At 59.1% G+C, this 17,635-nt stretch carries 34 protein-coding genes; all 34 read right to left on the bottom strand.

Features of this window, described 5'->3' with window-relative positions; genetic code table 11:
- Window positions 1–52: 52 nt before the first annotated feature.
- Window positions 53–505 carry a hypothetical protein gene (locus RUW20_RS02820; RefSeq protein WP_313950678.1) on the bottom strand — a complete coding sequence of 151 codons (453 nt, stop codon included), beginning with the start codon at window positions 503–505 and terminating at the stop codon, window positions 53–55.
- A 263-nt stretch (window positions 506–768) separates the two neighbouring features.
- On the bottom strand, window positions 769–1,479 hold the full coding sequence (gene tsaA / locus RUW20_RS02815) for a tRNA (N6-threonylcarbamoyladenosine(37)-N6)-methyltransferase TrmO (RefSeq protein WP_313950677.1): 711 nt from the start codon (window positions 1,477–1,479) through the stop codon (window positions 769–771).
- Window positions 1,480–1,566: 87 nt separating this feature from the next.
- Window positions 1,567–1,944 (bottom strand): CbiX/SirB N-terminal domain-containing protein, encoded by a 378-nt coding sequence (locus RUW20_RS02810; protein ID WP_313950676.1) that lies wholly within the window; start codon window positions 1,942–1,944, stop codon window positions 1,567–1,569.
- A gap of 81 nt (window positions 1,945–2,025) precedes the next feature.
- Window positions 2,026–2,682 (bottom strand): HAD-IA family hydrolase, encoded by a 657-nt coding sequence (locus RUW20_RS02805; protein ID WP_313950675.1) that lies wholly within the window; start codon window positions 2,680–2,682, stop codon window positions 2,026–2,028.
- A complete protein-coding gene (gene ubiG / locus RUW20_RS02800; RefSeq protein WP_313950673.1) occupies window positions 2,675–3,376 on the bottom strand; it encodes a bifunctional 2-polyprenyl-6-hydroxyphenol methylase/3-demethylubiquinol 3-O-methyltransferase UbiG in 702 nt (233 codons plus the stop codon). The genes RUW20_RS02805 and ubiG overlap by 8 nt, the downstream gene beginning before the upstream one ends.
- Window positions 3,377–3,487: 111 nt before the next feature.
- Complete coding sequence (gene rplQ, locus RUW20_RS02795) at window positions 3,488–3,877, bottom strand: 50S ribosomal protein L17 (protein WP_313950672.1); 390 nt, start codon at window positions 3,875–3,877, stop codon at window positions 3,488–3,490.
- A gap of 30 nt (window positions 3,878–3,907) precedes the next feature.
- Window positions 3,908–4,882: a DNA-directed RNA polymerase subunit alpha gene (locus RUW20_RS02790; RefSeq protein ID WP_313950671.1), complete on the bottom strand. Its 975-nt coding sequence runs from the start codon at window positions 4,880–4,882 to the stop codon at window positions 3,908–3,910.
- A gap of 39 nt (window positions 4,883–4,921) precedes the next feature.
- Complete coding sequence (rpsD, locus tag RUW20_RS02785) at window positions 4,922–5,551, bottom strand: 30S ribosomal protein S4 (protein WP_313950670.1); 630 nt, start codon at window positions 5,549–5,551, stop codon at window positions 4,922–4,924.
- Window positions 5,552–5,563: 12 nt separating this feature from the next.
- Complete coding sequence (rpsK, locus tag RUW20_RS02780; protein ID WP_291993963.1) at window positions 5,564–5,959, bottom strand: 30S ribosomal protein S11; 396 nt, start codon at window positions 5,957–5,959, stop codon at window positions 5,564–5,566.
- Between the two features lie 20 nt (window positions 5,960–5,979).
- A complete protein-coding gene (gene rpsM, locus RUW20_RS02775) occupies window positions 5,980–6,342 on the bottom strand; it encodes a 30S ribosomal protein S13 (protein ID WP_313950669.1) in 363 nt (120 codons plus the stop codon).
- A 76-nt stretch (window positions 6,343–6,418) separates the two neighbouring features.
- Entirely contained in the window at window positions 6,419–6,532 is a 114-nt protein-coding gene (gene rpmJ / locus RUW20_RS02770; protein ID WP_313950668.1) for a 50S ribosomal protein L36, read from the bottom strand.
- Window positions 6,533–6,599: 67 nt separating this feature from the next.
- Window positions 6,600–6,818 carry a translation initiation factor IF-1 gene (infA, locus tag RUW20_RS02765; protein ID WP_015767904.1) on the bottom strand — a complete coding sequence of 73 codons (219 nt, stop codon included), beginning with the start codon at window positions 6,816–6,818 and terminating at the stop codon, window positions 6,600–6,602.
- Between the two features lies 1 nt (window position 6,819).
- Window positions 6,820–8,145, bottom strand: coding sequence for a preprotein translocase subunit SecY (gene secY, locus RUW20_RS02760; RefSeq protein ID WP_313950667.1), 1,326 nt, complete (start codon window positions 8,143–8,145; stop codon window positions 6,820–6,822).
- A 23-nt stretch (window positions 8,146–8,168) separates the two neighbouring features.
- A complete protein-coding gene (gene rplO, locus RUW20_RS02755; protein WP_313950666.1) occupies window positions 8,169–8,603 on the bottom strand; it encodes a 50S ribosomal protein L15 in 435 nt (144 codons plus the stop codon).
- 1 nt (window position 8,604) lies between these two features.
- A complete protein-coding gene (rpmD, locus tag RUW20_RS02750) occupies window positions 8,605–8,787 on the bottom strand; it encodes a 50S ribosomal protein L30 (protein WP_313950665.1) in 183 nt (60 codons plus the stop codon).
- A 3-nt stretch (window positions 8,788–8,790) separates the two neighbouring features.
- Window positions 8,791–9,315, bottom strand: a complete 525-nt coding sequence (rpsE, locus tag RUW20_RS02745) for a 30S ribosomal protein S5 (RefSeq protein WP_313950664.1) — start codon at window positions 9,313–9,315, stop codon at window positions 8,791–8,793.
- A gap of 31 nt (window positions 9,316–9,346) precedes the next feature.
- Entirely contained in the window at window positions 9,347–9,703 is a 357-nt protein-coding gene (gene rplR / locus RUW20_RS02740; RefSeq protein WP_313950680.1) for a 50S ribosomal protein L18, read from the bottom strand.
- Window positions 9,704–9,716: 13 nt separating this feature from the next.
- Window positions 9,717–10,253: a 50S ribosomal protein L6 gene (gene rplF, locus RUW20_RS02735; protein ID WP_313950663.1), complete on the bottom strand. Its 537-nt coding sequence runs from the start codon at window positions 10,251–10,253 to the stop codon at window positions 9,717–9,719.
- A 9-nt stretch (window positions 10,254–10,262) separates the two neighbouring features.
- Window positions 10,263–10,658: a 30S ribosomal protein S8 gene (rpsH, locus tag RUW20_RS02730; protein WP_313950662.1), complete on the bottom strand. Its 396-nt coding sequence runs from the start codon at window positions 10,656–10,658 to the stop codon at window positions 10,263–10,265.
- Between the two features lie 15 nt (window positions 10,659–10,673).
- A complete protein-coding gene (gene rpsN, locus RUW20_RS02725; RefSeq protein WP_313950661.1) occupies window positions 10,674–10,979 on the bottom strand; it encodes a 30S ribosomal protein S14 in 306 nt (101 codons plus the stop codon).
- Window positions 10,980–10,985: 6 nt separating this feature from the next.
- Entirely contained in the window at window positions 10,986–11,525 is a 540-nt protein-coding gene (gene rplE, locus RUW20_RS02720; protein ID WP_313950660.1) for a 50S ribosomal protein L5, read from the bottom strand.
- A gap of 9 nt (window positions 11,526–11,534) precedes the next feature.
- Window positions 11,535–11,852, bottom strand: a complete 318-nt coding sequence (gene rplX, locus RUW20_RS02715; RefSeq protein WP_313950659.1) for a 50S ribosomal protein L24 — start codon at window positions 11,850–11,852, stop codon at window positions 11,535–11,537.
- A gap of 8 nt (window positions 11,853–11,860) precedes the next feature.
- Window positions 11,861–12,229: a 50S ribosomal protein L14 gene (gene rplN, locus RUW20_RS02710; protein ID WP_313950658.1), complete on the bottom strand. Its 369-nt coding sequence runs from the start codon at window positions 12,227–12,229 to the stop codon at window positions 11,861–11,863.
- A 128-nt stretch (window positions 12,230–12,357) separates the two neighbouring features.
- On the bottom strand, window positions 12,358–12,624 hold the full coding sequence (rpsQ, locus tag RUW20_RS02705; RefSeq protein WP_313950657.1) for a 30S ribosomal protein S17: 267 nt from the start codon (window positions 12,622–12,624) through the stop codon (window positions 12,358–12,360).
- The gene (rpmC, locus tag RUW20_RS02700) at window positions 12,621–12,815 is read right to left on the bottom strand and encodes a 50S ribosomal protein L29 (protein WP_313950656.1); all 195 of its coding nucleotides are present in this window, start codon (window positions 12,813–12,815) and stop codon (window positions 12,621–12,623) included. Before rpmC ends, rpsQ begins: the two co-directional genes overlap by 4 nt.
- Before the next feature lie 2 nt (window positions 12,816–12,817).
- Complete coding sequence (rplP, locus tag RUW20_RS02695; RefSeq protein WP_313950655.1) at window positions 12,818–13,231, bottom strand: 50S ribosomal protein L16; 414 nt, start codon at window positions 13,229–13,231, stop codon at window positions 12,818–12,820.
- Window positions 13,215–14,066, bottom strand: coding sequence for a 30S ribosomal protein S3 (gene rpsC, locus RUW20_RS02690; protein ID WP_313950654.1), 852 nt, complete (start codon window positions 14,064–14,066; stop codon window positions 13,215–13,217). Before rpsC ends, rplP begins: the two co-directional genes overlap by 17 nt.
- 9 nt (window positions 14,067–14,075) lie before the next feature.
- Window positions 14,076–14,405, bottom strand: a complete 330-nt coding sequence (gene rplV / locus RUW20_RS02685) for a 50S ribosomal protein L22 (RefSeq protein WP_313950679.1) — start codon at window positions 14,403–14,405, stop codon at window positions 14,076–14,078.
- A gap of 10 nt (window positions 14,406–14,415) precedes the next feature.
- The gene (gene rpsS, locus RUW20_RS02680) at window positions 14,416–14,691 is read right to left on the bottom strand and encodes a 30S ribosomal protein S19 (protein WP_313950653.1); all 276 of its coding nucleotides are present in this window, start codon (window positions 14,689–14,691) and stop codon (window positions 14,416–14,418) included.
- A 13-nt stretch (window positions 14,692–14,704) separates the two neighbouring features.
- The gene (rplB, locus tag RUW20_RS02675; RefSeq protein WP_313950652.1) at window positions 14,705–15,535 is read right to left on the bottom strand and encodes a 50S ribosomal protein L2; all 831 of its coding nucleotides are present in this window, start codon (window positions 15,533–15,535) and stop codon (window positions 14,705–14,707) included.
- Window positions 15,535–15,837, bottom strand: a complete 303-nt coding sequence (rplW, locus tag RUW20_RS02670; RefSeq protein ID WP_313950651.1) for a 50S ribosomal protein L23 — start codon at window positions 15,835–15,837, stop codon at window positions 15,535–15,537. Before rplW ends, rplB begins: the two co-directional genes overlap by 1 nt.
- On the bottom strand, window positions 15,834–16,454 hold the full coding sequence (gene rplD, locus RUW20_RS02665) for a 50S ribosomal protein L4 (RefSeq protein ID WP_313950650.1): 621 nt from the start codon (window positions 16,452–16,454) through the stop codon (window positions 15,834–15,836). The genes rplW and rplD overlap by 4 nt, the downstream gene beginning before the upstream one ends.
- On the bottom strand, window positions 16,455–17,099 hold the full coding sequence (rplC, locus tag RUW20_RS02660) for a 50S ribosomal protein L3 (RefSeq protein ID WP_313950649.1): 645 nt from the start codon (window positions 17,097–17,099) through the stop codon (window positions 16,455–16,457).
- 113 nt (window positions 17,100–17,212) lie between these two features.
- A complete protein-coding gene (gene rpsJ, locus RUW20_RS02655) occupies window positions 17,213–17,524 on the bottom strand; it encodes a 30S ribosomal protein S10 (RefSeq protein WP_313950648.1) in 312 nt (103 codons plus the stop codon).
- Window positions 17,525–17,635 lie beyond the last annotated feature (111 nt).

The raw sequence follows: 17,635 nt of genomic DNA, 5'->3' as shown, positions 1-17,635 counted from the left end.
GCAAGCGACGCTTGACTGTCTCTGTGCTCGCGCCCGACCCTGCCCTTAGTCCTTAGTCGGCGCGCGGCGCAACCTTCACCCAGAGCCCCGGACACTGCATTACGGCCGGGTAGTACCCCGCCAGCTCGCGGCAGTAGTACCAATAGCCCGGCTCGAGCATTTGCTCACCTGCGGACGCGGCCGGCGCAGCTGTGTCACCTCTCTCAACGTAAACAACTGGCGGCTGGACCGCAATTACCGGCGGATACATCACTGGCGGGGGATAGTAGGCAGGTGGCCCCCACGGCCACCCCCAGAACATCGGTGGCCCCACATAGACGCCCACGCCGGAACCCCCGTAGCCCCAGCCACCACCACGATAGCCGCCGCGCGGGCCATACGCATAACCGCCGCCAACGACTACCGTGCCGGATGCTTGGTAGACGCCCCGCGAACGGCCATCAGCCACGGCGATGACCGGCTGGACGAGGGTCAGTACGAGCAGCGCCATGATTGACGTTTTCATGGAATTCTCTCCAAGGTGATGACTCTCCAGGGCGACGCGACCGCGATCAACATCGCAAATCAGCGTTTCGATCCGGGCCCCGCCCGTCCACGGTTCGGGACCAGAGCTTGCGTCGTGTCGCTGATCTCATAGTAACGCAGCAACCCTGCTTGCGCCGACACGGCCGGGCGGAGTCGGCACATGTGGTGGAGGCCTCCGGGTTCAGTGCCTGTTGCCGGGAACAGCTGCGTGTCGGCGGGCGAGCCAGGTGTACATCTGCCGGATCAAGTGCAGCCGTCGACCAGCGTCTCAAGGACCTCCTCGACGATCGCTCGGGTGGCGGTGCAACGCCACTTGATCTCCAGATCGTAAAGACGAAAGCCGTATAGCCGTAGCGGATTCTCCGCATAGGCCGGACGCGGGTCCTGCGCCAGCAGCTCGCGCAGCAAGGCCGTCAGATCGGGCCAACGCCGCTCATGCCGGGACAGCTGAGCGGCCGCTTGCGCGCTAAAATCGACCGCCAGCAGAGGTGGCGGCCCAGCGACGAAGCCGCCACGCGCGGCCGGCTCGCTTTCGATGAAGGGGATATAGGGCTTGATGTCGAGCACTGGCGTGCCGTCCAGCAGATCTACGCCGCCAAAAGTCAACAGCACCCCGTCGCTGGTATCGACCGCTAACAACTCGACCAGAGACAAGCCCAGCGGATTTGGACGGAAAGGGCTACGGCTGGCAAACACGCCGACCCGCTCGTTCCCGCCGAGACGCGGCGGACGAACCGTTGGGCTCCACCGTCCGGCGGTGCGGTGAAAGATGAAAGTCAGCCAGACATGCGAAAAGGCTTCCAGCCCGCGCACCGCTTCGGCTCGATCATAAGGGCGCAGAAAGCGTAGCTGGCCCCGCGCATGCGGCGCCAGCCGCGGCTGTCGCGGAATCCCGAAGCGGTCGCCAAACGGCGTCGCCAGATAGCCTATGGGCGAAAACCTGGCCTCAGGCACGGCCCGGGTCCATGCGCCCAAAAGCTGAGGCCGGACGTCGTCGACGCTGGCGGGCAAACGCTATGCACGCCGCGCGGAGCACCATCATCAGCTGGCGTCGACCAGCGTCAGTGCGTGCTTTGCCATCGCCTGGACGATGCTTTCCGCCTCACCAATCGCCCCTGCCAGTTCAAAGCGTGCCTGGGGATGCCGCTGCCGTAGCTCATCGAGCAGAAGCGGCAAATCGCGTTTCAGATGTCCGCCACGGGCGACAAACATCGGCAATACGACGATGCGCTCGAAGCCCTCACTGAGCAACGATTCGACACAGTCGCGCAATTCGGGTTGCAGGAACTCGAGAAAGGCCACCTCGACGCGCATAGCGGGTGCCTGTTCGCGCAAGGAGGCACGGACACGACGCATCGGATCGGCCCAATCGGGGTCACGTGCACCGTGGGCAAACAGAATGAGAGCTGTTTTCGGCATGTGTTCACTCTAACGCATCGCGACCAAGCGTCGCGATATCCCTGGCGATCTCGCTGCACCAGCTGTGCTGGGCGGCGGCCTTCAGCAGATACCGGCCAGGACGGCGATGTCCCGCGCATGGTCGACCAGATGATCGGCGCCCCAAGCCTCGATGGGCTCGGCGTCGCCGAGATAGCCGTAGCGGACCGCAACGGTCACCATTCCCGCCGCCCGACCGGCCTGGACGTCCCGCAGATCGTCGCCGACATAGAGGCAACGCCCGGGACTTCTGGCGATCAGCGTGCAGGCGAGGCGCATCGGTTGGGGCCCGGGTTTGGCGCGTCGCGCGGAGTCCCCGCTGACGACGCACCCTGCGCGTTTCGCGTAGCCGAGCTCAGCCAGCAACGGTAATGTGAAGCGCTGCGCCTTGTTGGTGATGATCCCCCACGGCCAGCCGCGCCCTTCCAGCCCCCCGAGGAGCTCGTCAATGCCTGGGAACAGCTTCGTTTCAACGCAGATGTCCTGACTGTAGTAACGCAGGAAGCGCTCATAGAACTCTGGGTAGCACGGATCGCCCGGGCACATATCGAGTCCTGCCTTGAGCATGCCCCGCACGCCCTGCGAAGTCAGCGGGCGGAGTTGCCCGGGAGCAACCTGCGGCAGCCCCAGATCTGCCCGCAGGCGGTTGAGTGCTGCAGCAAGATCTGGCGCCGTATCGGCAAAAGTCCCATCAAGGTCGAACAGTACCGCTTCAAACATTCTTTACGCTATGCAGGAGGTAGTTGACGTCTGTGTCGCGCCCGAGAGCGTAGTGCCGGGTCAACGGATTGTAGGTCATCCCGCGCAGTTCATCCGGCTCCAGACCGGCCTCTCTTACCCAGCGCGAGATCTCCGACGGCTTGATGAATCGGGCATAGTCGTGGGTACCCTTGGGCAGCATCCGCAGGATGTACTCGGCGCCGATCACAGCCAGCAGATAGGCTTTCGGGTTGCGGTTGATGGTGGAGAAAAAAACGTGTCCGCCCGGCTTGACCAGCGCCGCACAGGCGGCCACAGTGCTGGCCGGCTCCGGAACATGCTCGAGCATTTCCATGCAGGTCACGACATCGTAAATGCCACCTTGCTGGGCAGCCAGTTCTTCGGCCGAGATCTTGCGGTAGTCAACCTGGCGCCCGCTTTCGAGCAGGTGCAGGCGTGCAACACTCAGGGCCTTGTCGGAGAGATCGATACCGCTCACCGTCGCGCCTTTTTCGCACATCGCTTCGGAGAGTATTCCACCACCACAGCCGACATCCAGCACGCTCTTGCCGGCGAGCTGGCAGTGGCCGTCGATCCACTCCAAACGCAATGGATTGATGTCATGCAGCGGCTTGAAATCGCTGCTCGGGTCCCACCAACGATGAGCCAGCTGGCTGAATTTTTCGAGTTCGTTCTGGTCGGCGTTAACCATCATGTCTGCGGGTTCCCTGACGAGTGGCGAGCAGAAGCTTGCACGAAAAAACAAAAAGCCAGGCTGGGCCTGGCTTCATTGACGCTGGCCACCGGCCGCAAAAGCCTCCGCGACCTAGGCCGTGAGGACCTCGTCGGTAGCGGCATCAGGTCTATCGAGGAGTTCGACGAAGGCCATTGGCGCGTTGTCGCCAACGCGAAAACCGCACTTGAGGATCCGCAAATAGCCACCATTTCGGCTAGCGTAGCGCACCCCCAACTCATCGAACACCTTAACCACCATGTCGCGATCGCGCAAGCGGTCAAAGGCCAGACGCCGATTGGCGAGGCTCGGCTTCTTGCCGAGCGTGATGATCGGCTCGACGACCCGACGAAGTTCTTTCGCCTTCGGCAGCGTCGTCCTGATAACCTCTTCGCGCAGCAGCGAAACGGTGATGTTGCGCAACATCGCCAGGCGATGAGCGCTGGTACGGTTCAGTTTGCGGAGACCCAAACGGTGACGCATATCAATTCCTTCCTGTTCTTTTCCGGCAGCCTATTTCTCGAGCCCGGCCGGCGGCCAGTTCTCGAGCTTCATGCCCAGTGTCAGGCCACGTGCAGCCAACACTTCCTTGATTTCGTTAAGTGACTTTCGCCCGAGGTTAGGTGTCTTGAGCAACTCGTTCTCGGTGCGCTGAATCAAGTCGCCGATGTAGTAAATGTTCTCCGCCTTCAAACAGTTCGCGGAACGAACGGTGAGCTCAAGATCATCTACCGGGCGCAGCAGAAGCGGATCCACCTGAACCGTCTTTTGATACTCAACCGGGAGCGCCGTGCCAGCGAGGTCGGCGAACACCGAGAGCTGCTCCATGAGAATGCGCGCTGCCGTACGAATCGCCTCCTCCGGCTCTATGGCGCCGTTGGTCTCGATTTCCATGATCAGCTTGTCGAGGTCTGTCCGCTGCTCAACACGAGCGCTCTCGACCGTATAGCTTACGCGACGGACCGGGCTGAACGAGGCATCAAGCACCAGCTTTCCGATACTCTTGCCGCCCTCGCCAAGATCCCGAAGATTGCCTGCCACGTAGCCAAGCGACTTCTCGACCTTCATTTCGATGGCCAGTTTTCCGCCGGCAGAAAGTTGCGCGATCACATGTTCCGGATTGATGATCTCGACATCGTGGGACACCTCGATGTCGGCAGCCCGGACAACGCCCTTCCCTTCCTTGCTGAGGTGAAGGACCACTTCTTCCCGGTTGTGAAGCTTGAAGACGACACCCTTGAGGTTGAGCAGGATATCGACCACATCCTCTTGAACGCCGTCAATCGTCGAGTACTCATGAAGCACGCCCTCGATACTGACCTCGGTCAGAGCGTACCCAGGCATCGATGAGAGCAGAATCCGCCGCAAGGCATTGCCTAAAGTGTGCCCGTACCCGCGCTCAAACGGTTCCATGACCACTCGTGCATGCACCGGCGACAAGCTCTGCACATCGATAATGCGCGGTTTAAAAAGTCCACTGCTTTGCATGTACTGTCCTTTGCCTGATGCCTTCCAGCCCCGGTACTACTACTTGGAGTAGAGTTCGATGACGAGACTCTCGTTGATCGTCGGCGGCAATTCGCTACGCTCCGGGTGCGCCTTGTACGTACCCTTCGCAGCCTTTGCGTCCACTTCAACCCATTCCGGGAAGCCGCGGGCTTCAGCAGCGGCGAGCGCCGCTTTGACGCGAAGATGAGCTTTCGCCTTCTCGCAGATTTCAACGACGTCGCCAGGACGGACCTGGTAAGACGGGATGTTCACGCGGCGACCGTTTACCAGCACGCCATTGTGCCTGACCACCTGCCGGGACTCGGAGCGCGAAGCCGCGAAACCCATGCGATAGGCAACACTGTCAAGGCGAGCCTCCAGCAGCTGCAACAGCACCTCGCCGGTAACACCTTTGCGCCGGTCGGCTTCTTTATAGACCTTGCGAAACTGGCCTTCCAGAACGCCGTAAATACGCCGGATCTTCTGCTTCTCACGCAAATGAACACCATAGTCCGAGAGGCGCTGCCCGGATTTCTGACCATGCTGACCTGGCGCGTACGAGCGACGTTCGATCGCACACTTGTCGGTAAAGCACTTCTCGCCCTTCAGGAACAACTTTTCGCCTTCACGGCGGCACTGACGGCACTTCGGATCGAGGTTGCGAGCCACTGTTTCTTCTCCTTAAATCCGACGCTTCTTGGGCGGACGGCAGCCATTGTGCGGAATCGGCGTGACGTCGGTAATCGCCGTGATCTTCATGCCCAGGGCATTCAGCGCACGTACCGACGACTCCCGACCCGGACCCGGGCCCTTGATGCGCACTTCCAGGTTCTTGACGCCACACTCGACGGCAACCTTGCCCGCCGCCTCTGCCGCAACCTGCGCAGCGAAGGGAGTGCTCTTGCGTGAGCCCTTGAACCCGGCCCCGCCAGATGTAGCCCACGACAGCGCGTTGCCCTGGCGATCGGTAATGGTAATGATCGTATTGTTGAACGACGCGTGGATATGCGCGACGCCCTCAGCCACGTTCTTTCTTACCTTGACTTTCTTGCGAACTTTTGTAGCGCTCTTGGCCATAGTCAGATCCTAGTTCCTAATCATTTCTTGCCGGCAATCGCCTTGCGCGGACCCTTGCGAGTGCGTGCATTGGTCTTCGTACGCTGACCGCGCGACGGAAGACCTTTGCGGTGACGAAGACCACGATAGCAACCGAGGTCCATCAAGCGCTTGATGCTCATGGTCACTTCACGGCGCAAGTCGCCCTCGACAGAGAACCTGCCGATCTGGTCGCGCAAGCGCTCCAGTTCAGCCTCGGTCATGTCCTTCATTTTTGTTGAACGTGTAACCCCAGCCGCATCACAGATTTTCTGTGCACGAGGACGGCCAATACCGTAGATCGCGGTAAGCGCGATCTCGGCATGCTGGTGGTTCGGTAGGTTTACGCCTGCGATGCGGGCCATTGATTCACCCCAACTAATCGAAACTTACAGTTATACCTTCAACCGACTGACAACTCACCAAAGTGAGTCGCAGCGATCAACCTTGACGCTGTTTGTGACGCGGATCGGCACAGATCACACGCACGATACCGTGACGCCGTACGATCTTGCACTTGCGGCAGATGCGCTTCACAGAGGCCAGCACTTTCATTGTTAACTCCTGGTTCCCCGGCACGAGGTACGAACACCCCGGCACCGAATTGTTGCGTAGAGACTCTTCATTTCGCGCGGAAGACGATTCGCGCGCGACTCAGGTCGTAAGGGGTCAGCTGCACCGTGACCTTGTCCCCCGGCAGGATGCGGATATAGTGCATGCGCATCTTCCCGGAAATAAAACCCAGAACCACGTGACCATTTTCGAGTTTCACCCTGAACGTCGCGTTGGGAAGGTTCTCGATGACCTCACCCTGCATTTCAATCAAGTCTTCCTTTGCCATTCTATTTCGCCGGTAACCCGGAGCCTTTGAAGTTCGCTTTCTTGAGCAGGCTCTCGTACTGGTGCGACATCGTATAGGCCTGCACCTGGGTCATGAAGTCCATCGTCACCACAACAATGATCAACAACGAAGTACCGCCAAAATAAAACGGAACGTTCCACTTCAAAATCATGAACTCGGGCAGCAAACAGACGATGGTGATGTAACAGGCGCCAATCAGCGTCAACCGCATAAGTATCTTGTCAATGTAGCGCGCCGTCTGATCTCCCGGCCGAATACCCGGCACGAAGGCGCCGCTCTTCTTCAGGTTGTCCGCGGTTTCTCTTGAATTGAAAACCAGCGCCGTGTAAAAGAAGCAGAAGAAAATGATCGCCGCCGCGTACAGCATCACGTAGATCGGTTGCCCCGGGGAGAGCGCTCCAGCAATGTCCTTCAACCAACGCCCGGACTCACCGGCGCCGAACCACCCAGCAATCGTCGCCGGAAAAAGTATGATCGACGATGCAAAGATTGGTGGGATCACCCCGGCCATGTTCAACTTCAGGGGCAAATGCGAACTCTGCCCACCGTAAACCTTGTTCCCGACCTGACGTTTGGCGTAGTTGACCAAAATCTTGCGCTGTCCCCGTTCGACGAAGACCACAAACGCCGTGACCAGGACCACCAGAACACTAATCACAATTGCCGCCAACGGGTGCATTGCGCCGGTACGAACCAGCTCCAGCAAGCCACCAATCGCCCTCGGCAGCCCCGCCGCGATGCCAGCAAAAATGATGATCGAAATGCCGTTTCCCAACCCCCGCTCGGTGACCTGCTCACCAAGCCACATCAGGAACATCGTCCCGGTAACCAGCGTCGTCACCGTCACAAAGCGGAACATCATTCCAGGGTCCAACACCAGCCCTGGCTGCGACTCAACCGCAACGGCAATACCAATGCCTTGAAACAATGCTAAAAACACCGTCCCGTAGCGGGTGTACTGCGTAATCTTGCGCCGCCCGGCTTCGCCCTCTTTCTTCAGCGCCTCAAGTTGCGGACTGGCGTGGGTCATCAGTTGCATGATGATCGATGCCGAGATATACGGCATTATTCCGAGGGCGAAGATTGTGAAACGCGAGAGAGCGCCGCCCGAGAACATGTTGAACATGCCGAGAATTCCGCCCTGCTGCCGACTGAACAGCTCGCCCAACACCTGGGAGTCAATACCCGGCACGGGGATGTGCGACCCGATTCGATACACGACCAGTGCACCAAGCAGGAACCACAGACGGCGCTTGAGGTCGCCGAACTTCCCGCCTTTGCCTACCGTGCCTGGACTAGTTGCCAAAAAAGATCACCCCTGCAAACTCGTTATTCGGCAACGCTGCCGCCCGCGGCTTCGATCGCCGCCTTGGCACCCGCCGTCGCTCCCACACCCTTGAGGACGACCTTCCGTTTGATCTCGCCCGAAAGGACGACCTTCGCCGACAGCACCTGTTGCGGAACTAGATTGGCCTGTCGCAGCGTTGCCAGATCAATCTCGTCAACCGGCAGGCGCGCGATTTCCGACAAGCGGACCTCAACATTGCGTGCGCCGGTCATCGACTTGAAACCGCGCTTCGGCAGCCGGCGCTGAAGCGGCATCTGCCCGCCCTCGAAGCCGACCTTGTGAAACCCACCGGCGCGCGATTTTTGACCCTTGTGGCCACGTCCGCAAGTCTTGCCGAAGCCCGAGCCGACACCACGGCCAACGCGCTTCCGACTTGAACGTGCACCTTCGCCCGGACGAACAGTATTGAGTTCCATCTCAGCCCTCACACTTCAAGAGATATCCGACCTTGTTGATCATCCCGCGGACCGCCGGCGTGTCTTCAAGGACCGAGCTACTATTCAGACGACGCAGACCCAGACCTCGTACGGTCGCGCGATGCGACTCCTTGGTCCCAATCAGGCTCCTGACCAGCGTTACTTTGACTTTCTTCTCAGTCATTTCTTACCCCTGGATTTCGGCGACGGTCTTGCCGCGCTTGGCAGCTATCTCCGCCGGCGTCGTCATCGAACGCAGGCCGTTGATCGTTGCCCGGACAATGTTGTACGGATTGGTCGACCCGTGCGCCTTGGCGACGACATTGGTCATCCCGATCACATCAAAGACTGCTCGCATGGCACCACCAGCGATGATGCCCGTACCCTCGGGTGCTGGCTGCATCATTACCCGCGAAGCGCCGTGATGACCGAAAACCGTATGCTGCAGCGTGCCGTCTTTAAGACTCACCTTGATCAGGTTGCGCCGAGCTTCTTCCATGGCCTTCTGGACCGCCACCGGAACTTCACGTGACTTGCCTTTGCCCATGCCAACACGCCCATCGCCGTCGCCGACGACAGTCAGTGCTGCGAAGCCGAGAATCCGGCCACCCTTGACCACCTTGGTGACGCGGTTGATCGAGATCATCTTCTCGCGCATCCCATCATCGGGTTTGTCGGACTGCTGAGGTTTCCTGCCTTGTGGTCTAGCCATTGATTACTCCAATTCTTTGCGTGCGGTCCGGTCAGAACTTGAGGCCGGCTTCACGCGCGGCCTCGGCCAGCGCCTTGATCCGTCCGTGATACTGAAAACCGGAACGGTCAAACGCAACCTGCTCGATCCCGGCTTTTCTGGCGCGCTCGGCGACCAGCTGACCGATCGCTTTTGCTGCGCCTACATCGCCCCCACCCTTGGGCAAGCTCTTGCGCACTTCCGGCTCCAGTGACGAAGCGGCGGCCAAGACCTTAGCGCCACAGGCCGATATCACCTGCGCGTAGATGTGGCAGTTACTGCGGTGCACCGCCAGACGAACCGACTTCAGTTCGGCAATTTTGGCCCGGGTTTTGCGAGCCCTGCGCAAACGCGCCTGTTTTTTGTCAATCATCTAAGCACCCTTACTTTTTCTTCTTCGTTTCCTTGATGACGACGACTTCGTCGACATAGCGCACACCTTTGCCTTTGTACGGCTCTGGCGGCCGATAAGCGCGAACTTCAGCTGCCACCTGGCCGACCTGTTGGCGGTCGATGCCTTTGATGACGATTTCGGTCTGGGTGGCCGTCGTCGCGGTGACACCCTTCGGCAATTTGTAGGCTATCGGATGAGAAAAGCCGAGGGTCAGGTTGAGTACATCACCCTGCGCCTGCGCACGGTAACCCACACCGACCAGATTGAGCTTGCGCTCGAACCCCTTGCTTACACCGGTAACCATATTGGCCACCACAGCACGCAACGTTCCGGAAAGAGCATTCGCCTGCGCGACCCCCGAAACGGGCTTGCACTGCACGACACCATCTGCGACTTCGATGCCAACGGCCGGATGCCCAGCAACTTGCAGAGTCCCGAGCGGACCCGTCACCGAAACACCTTCAGCGGAGACTTCGACCGCGACACCCTGCGGCAGGATAATTGGTTTTTTTGCAACACGCGACATAGCTACCCCTTACGCGACGACGCACAGCACTTCGCCGCCGACGTGGCTGGCGCGTGCCTTGCGGTCAGTCATAACCCCCTTTGGGGTGGACACGATCGCCACGCCAAGGCCATTCATCACCGTCGGGATGTTGTCGGCGCCCCGGTAAATCCGAAGACCCGGCCTGGACACACGATCAATCCGCTCGATCACTGGCCGACCAGCGTAGTACTTCAAGTCGATCTGGAGAATCGGCTTGCCATCATTCGGAGAAACTGCAAACTCCTCCACATAGCCTTCGTCCTTGAGCACCCGGGCAATGGCAATCTTCACTTTTGAAGACGGCATGGCGACGGACGCCTTGTTTGCCATCTGGGCATTTCGGATGCGTGTCAGCATGTCGCTGATCGGATCGCTCATACTCATTTCGTTCTCTCCTGCCTACCAGCTAGCCTTGATCGTTCCCGGGACTTCGCCTTGCATTATGAATTCGCGCAGCTTGCCACGACCCAGGCCGAACTTGCGGTACACGCCGCGCGGCCGCCCGGTCAACGCGCACCGGTTGCGCAGCCGCACCGGGCTCGAGTTGCGTGGTAACGACTGAACTTTCAGACGTGCTTCGAAGCGGTCTTCGATGGAGAGGCTTTGGTCGTTCACCATCGCCACCAGTTCGGCGCGCTTCTTGGCATACTTTTCAACTAACTTGCGCCGCTTTTCACCGCGGTTGATCAGAGCGAGTTTTGCCATGTCGTTTCAGTTCCTGAAGGGAAATTTGAACGCGCCAAGCAAGGCCCGCGCCTCAGCATCGGTCTTGGCGGTCGTCGTGACACTGACGTTCATACCGCGCAGCGCATCGATCTTGTCGTACTCGATTTCCGGGAAGATGATCTGCTCCTTGAGGCCCATGTTGTAGTTCCCACGACCGTCGAAACCCTTTCCCGAGATGCCACGGAAGTCGCGAACCCGCGGCAGCGCAACCGTTACCAGGCGATCGATGAACTCGAACATGTGCGGTCCGCGTAGCGTAACCATGCAACCGATAGGGTAGCCGGTGCGGATCTTGAAGCCGGCGATCGACTTACGGGCCTTGGTGGTCACCGGCTTTTGCCCGGCGATCTTGGTCAGATCGCCGATCGCGTGCTCAAGCACCTTCTTGTCCGCAATCGCCTCGCCGACACCCATATTGAGCGTCACTTTGGTGATCCGTGGAACTTCCATCCTCGACTTGTAGCCGAACTTCGCAGTCAAGTCAGCCACCACTGTGGCATTGTAATAATCCAGTAAACGCGCCATGACTAGTCCTTACGCCCCCAAAACTTCGCCGTTCGACTTGAAAAAACGCACCTTGGTGCCGTCTTCTAGCGTCTTGAAACCGACCCGATCCGCCTTCTTGGTCATCGGGTTATAGAGCAACACGTTCGATACGTGAAGCGGCATTTCTTTCTCCGTAATGCCCCCGACGACACCCTTGACCGGATTGGGCTTGACATGCTTCTTGACGCGGTTGACACCCGCAACCAGCACGTGATCTGCGTCGGTGCGCTGCACAACAGCCCCGCGCTTACCCTTGTCTTTTCCGGCAATAACGACAACGTCGTCACCCTTACGAATCTTTTCCATGACCTTCCTTACAGCACTTCGGGTGCCAGCGACACGATCTTCATGAACCGATCGCCACGCAGCTCGCGCGTCACCGGACCAAAGATACGGGTGCCAATCGGCTCCATCTTGTTATTCAGGAGCACGGCCGCATTGTGGTCGAACCTGACCAGCGAGCCGTCCATGCGGCGAACGCCCTTGGCTGTACGCACCACGACCGCACTATAGACCTCGCCCTTTTTGACGCGTCCGCGCGGCGCGGAATCCTTGATGGTGACCTTGATAATGTCGCCAATGCCGGCATAGCGCCGCTTGGAGCCGCCCAACACCTTGATGCACATCACCGAGCGCGCGCCAGTATTGTCAGCAACGTCGAGAACCGTCTGTACTTGAATCATCTGTCACTCCAACTTGGCCCGCGTTGGCGGTCAGTCTTGGAACCCGCTAGGGGAGAAACGCTCGAGGCCGATAGCCAGTCGAGCGCGGGGAAACGCGGCATTATAGCCGCTTTTGAAAATAAAGCAAGCTAGACCGCGACCGCGCGTTCGAGCAGCTTGGTGACAACCCAAGCTTTGGTCTTCGACAACGGACGCGACTCCTGGATTTCCACCAGGTCACCGGCTTTCGCTTCATTGCTGTCGTCGTGGGCGTGGTACTTGCTCGAGCGCACCATGATCTTGTTGTAGATCGCATGCTTGACGCGACGCTCGACCATGACCGTCACGGTCTTTTCCATCCGGTCGCTAACGACGCGCCCGACCAGGGTACGCTTACTGCTTGTGGTCTCGCTCATTGTTGAACTGCCTTTTCACGAAGAAGCGTGCGCACGCGTGCGACCTGACGGCGCACTTTGCCGATCTGACTATTGTTGGACAACTGCTGCGTTGCCAGCTGCATGCGCAACCCAAACTGTGCTTTCAGCAAGTCCAGCAATTCCTTGTTCAGCTCGTCGACGGTTTTTGCTCTGAGTTCACTGACTTTCATGATCAACCCACCATACGCGTAACGAAAACTGTCGGAATTGGCAGTTTGGCTGCCGCAAGCGCGAACGCTTCACGCGCCAAGCCTTCGTTTACACCATCCATCTCGTACAGCACCTTGCCGGGCTTGATCTCGGCGACATAGTATTCCGGATTCCCTTTGCCGCTACCCATACGCACTTCAGCAGGTTTCTTTGAAATTGGCTTGTCAGGGAAAATCCGTATCCAAATGCGGCCGCCGCGCTTGATATGGCGCGTCATGGCTCGCCGGGCTGCTTCGATCTGACGGGCCGTCAGCCGGCCACGACCAATCGCCTTGAGCCCGAATTCACCGAAGCTCACTCGGGCGCCGCGCGTTGCAAGACCGGTATTTCGGCCTTTCTGCTCTTTGCGGTATTTTCTTCTAGCTGGCTGAAGCATCTGTCGTTCCTGCCTTTCTTACTCGTTTCACCGGCGCCTTCGCTTCAGGAGCTGCCGCCTCGACCTTTGCACCGTCTTCCTGGCCGGCCTCCTTGGCCTTCACGGCGCGAGGCCGATCAGCCGCATCAGCAGGACGGGTCACGCGGCGCGGCTTGCGGACCTGGTCGTCGGCCAGCACCTCTGGAGAGACGGTTGTCTGCTCATGACGGTCAACGATCTCGCCTTTAAATACCCATACCTTGACGCCGATAAGACCATAGGTCGTCAAAGCCTTGGATGTCGCATAGTCGATGTCAGCACGCAGCGTATGTAGCGGCACGCGACCCTCGCGGTACCATTCTCGACGCGCGATTTCTGCGCCGTTCAAGCGACCCGAACTCATGATCTTGATTCCCTGCGCACCAAGCCGCATCGCGTTCTGCATCGCGCGTTTCATCGCGCGGCGGAACATGATGCGTTTCTCCAGTTGCTGGGTGATCGAATCCGCGACCAATTGCGCATCGATTTCTGGCTTGCGAATCTCTTCGATACTGACGTGCACGGGCACGCCCATGATCTTCTGCAAAGCCCCACGCAGATGATCGATCTCCTCACCCTTCTTGCCAATCACCACGCCGGGGCGGGCCGAGAAAATCGTCACACGGGCGTTTTTGGCCGGACGCTCAATGAGAACCCGTCCCACCGAAGCGTGCTTGAGCTTCTTCTTCAGGTACTCGCGAACGTCGATATCTTCTTTAAGCATGCCGGCGAAGTTTTTCTTGTTGGCGTACCAACGCGACGACCAGTCACGCGTAACAGCCAGCCGAAATCCGACAGGATGAATCTTTTGTCCCATTCTTGTTCCTCAGTTGCCGACGGTCAGAAAAACGTGACAGGTCGGCTTGACGATACGATTGCCGCGCCCTTTCGCTCGTGCCGTGAAGCGCTTGAGCACCGTCCCCTTCTCGACACAGATCGCCTTGACCTTGAGTTCGTCAATATCGGCGCCATCGTTGTGCTCGGCGTTGGCGATAGCCGACTCGAGCACCTTTTTGATGATTACCGCGCCCTTCTTGGGGCTAAACGTAAGAATGCTGAGCGCCTTATCGACCGCCAAACCGCGAATTTGGTCTGCTACCAATCGACCCTTTTGGCTCGACAAGCGCACGCCGCGCAAAACAGCACGAGTTTCCATATTCATTCCTTTACCTCTTCGCCTTCTTGCCGGCTGTGTGGCCCTTGAAGGTGCGGGTCAGCGAAAACTCGCCGAGCTTATGCCCAACCATGTTCTCGGTGACGTACACCGGAACGTGTTGCTTGCCGTTGTGAACGGCGATCGTCAGGCCAACGAAGTCCGGCAGCACGGTAGACCGGCGCGACCAGGTCTTGATCGGGCGCTTGTCACCAGTCGCGCGAACCGTGTTCACTTTTTTTATCAGATGGGCATCAGCAAACGGGCCCTTTTTAACGGAACGTCCCATGGTTCTCTATCCCTTAGCGTTTGTTACTGCGGCGCTGCACGATCATCGAGGTCGTGCGCTTATTGCGACGCGTACGATAACCTTTGGTCTTGGTACCCCAAGGGCTGACCGGGTGCATACCCGCGGCCGTCTTACCTTCGCCACCGCCGTGCGGATGGTCGACCGGGTTCATTGCGACGCCGCGAACGGTTGGGCGGATGCCGCGCCAGCGATTCGCGCCGGCCTTTCCTATTGAGCGCAAGCTATGCTCTTCGTTACCGACCTCGCCAATCGTCGCACGACACTCGACATGCACTCGCCGGATCTCGCCCGAACGCAAGCGCAATTGAGCATGCACGCCTTCCCGGGCGAGCAACTGCACCGAAGTGCCGGCGGAGCGCGCCAATTGTGCGCCCTTGCCAGGCACCATCTCGACGCAATGGATAGTCGTACCGACCGGGATATTGCGGATCGGCAGGGTGTTCCCCACCTTGATCGGCGCCTCGGAGCCACTTGTCACTTCCTGACCAACCGCCAGACCCTTGGGCGCAACGATGTAACGACGCTCGCCATCGGCATAACAGAGCAAGGCGATACTGGCGGTGCGGTTCGGATCATACTCAAGACGCTCGACCTTGGCCGTGATGCCGTCCTTGTTGCGCTTGAAGTCCACCAGACGATAGTGTTGCTTATGACCGCCGCCCCTGTGCCGCGTGGTAATGCGACCACTGTTGCTGCGACCAGCGTGGTTGGACTGCGACTCGACCAGCGCAGCAAGCGGCCTCCCCTTGTGCAACTTTGGGTTGACGACCTTGATGACAGCCCGGCGACCAGGCGAAGTCGGCTTGACTTTGACGAGTGCCATCAGACCCCCCCTCCATCGACGAAGTTAATTTCCTGACCCGGCGCCAGGCACACATAGGCCTTCTTCCAGCTCTTCCGCCGCCCAACGACGCGGCCAAACTTCTTCTGCTTGCCCTTGACGTTGGCGATCTGAACCGACTTTACCGAGACTTTGAAAAGCAACTCGACAGCGCCCTTGACTTCAGGCTTGGTCGCATCCGGGACAACGCGAAAGATCACCTGCTCGTGCTTGTCGGCAATAAACGTCGCCTTCTCCGAGATCTGCGGTGCGAGCAACACTTGCATCAGACGTTCTTGGTTCATCCCAGGATCTCCTCAAACTTGGCCAGCGCGCCCTGGGTGACCAGCACCTTCGCGAAGCGAACCAAGGACACCGGATCCGCCTGCTGGACTTCGACGACCAGCACATTCGGTAGGTTGCGCGACGCCAGGAAGAGGTTTTCCTCGAGCTCGTCGGTAATCACCAGCACCGAGTCGTAACCCATGCTCTTGATCTTTGCCGCAAACAGCTTGGTCTTCGGCGCCTCGATCGAGAACCCGGCGACAACCGCCAGGCGATCCTCACGGACGAGCTGGGAGAGGATGGCAGCCATTCCCGCGCGATACATTTTCCGATTCAGCTTGTGGCTGAAATTCTCGCTCGGCGAACTCGGAAAGACGCGACCGCCGCCACGCCAAATCGGTGACGAGGACATACCAGCCCTGGCACGGCCGGTGCCTTTTTGCCGCCACGGCTTCTTGGTTGTGTGCCGGACATCGCCACGGTCCTTCTGGGCGCGGTTGCCACTGCGAGCGTTCGCCTGATAGGCAACCAGCACCTGATGAACCAGCGCTTCGTTGTATTCGCGACCAAACAGGAGATCGGGAGCCTGCAGCCGGCTCGCTTCCACACCCTGGTCATTGATAAGTTTGAGTTCCATCTATGCCCCCGCCTTTACTGCAGGACGCACAATCACATCCGAGCCTTTGCAGCCGGGGACCGCGCCCTTGAGCAACAGCAACTGGCGCTCCACATCAACACGAACGATTTCGAGGTTCTGCTGGGTACGTTTGACATCACCCAGATGGCCAGCCATTTTCTTGCCTGGAAAGACGCGGCCCGGATCCTGCGCCATACCGGTCGACCCCAGCGCCTTGTGCGACACGGAGTTACCGTGCGAGGCGTTCTGAGAGCTGAAATGATGCCGCTTGATAGCGCCGGAAAACCCCTTGCCTATACTCTGGCCAGTGACATCAACTTTCTGACCGACAGAAAAGATGGTGACGCTGATCTGATCACCCGCCTTGAGGGTGGCCAACCCAGCAGCGGAAACGGGAAACTCTTTCAAGACCCTGCCCGCTTCGACACCAGCCTTGGCCAGATGCCCTGCCAACGGCTTACCCACGCGAGAGGGCCGCCGCTTTCCGAAAGCCAGCTGGACGACGGAGTATCCGTCGCTTTGCTCCGTCTTAATCTGAGCGATGCGGTTGTTCGACACATCGAGCACAGTTACCGGGACGCTTGCGCCACCCTCGGTAAAAATGCGCGTCATGCCGACCTTGCGCCCAACAAGGCCTAGACTCATGCTTATTCTCCTCTAACCGGCTACGATTGGCCGGCGAGCGCTTCTAACAAAACGAGCGGTGGCGAAATTCGACCGCTCGACCAAAGCCGATAATTATAGCCGTAATGCAGGCACTACTGCAACTTAATTTCGACATCGACGCCAGCTGGCAAGTCGAGTTTCATCAGCGCGTCGACCGTCTTGTCGGTCGGATCGATGATGTCCATCAGGCGCAGGTGGGTGCGCATTTCGAACTGATCCCGCGAGCTCTTGTCGACGTGTGGCGAGCGAAGAAGGTCAAAACGCGCAATACGAGTCGGTAGTGGAACCGGGCCACGAACAACGGCGCCGGTACGCTTGGCGGTCTCAACGATCTCCTGAGCTGACTGATCGATCAAGCGATAGTCAAAAGCTTTCAGGCGGATCCGGATTTTCTGGCTTTGCATGTCATATTCCAAAGAGCGATGGATGGCGCTAAAGCGCCACCCGGTGGTTGCCGAACTACTCGATTATTTTTGCCACGACGCCGGCGCCGACCGTGCGACCCCCTTCACGGA

The sequence above is a fragment of the Accumulibacter sp. genome, assembly GCF_032229525.1.
Classification (GTDB): Bacteria; Pseudomonadota; Gammaproteobacteria; order Burkholderiales; family Rhodocyclaceae; genus Accumulibacter.
The sequence above is the reverse complement of the archived record's forward strand: the minus strand, read 5'-3'. Positions and strand labels throughout refer to the sequence as shown.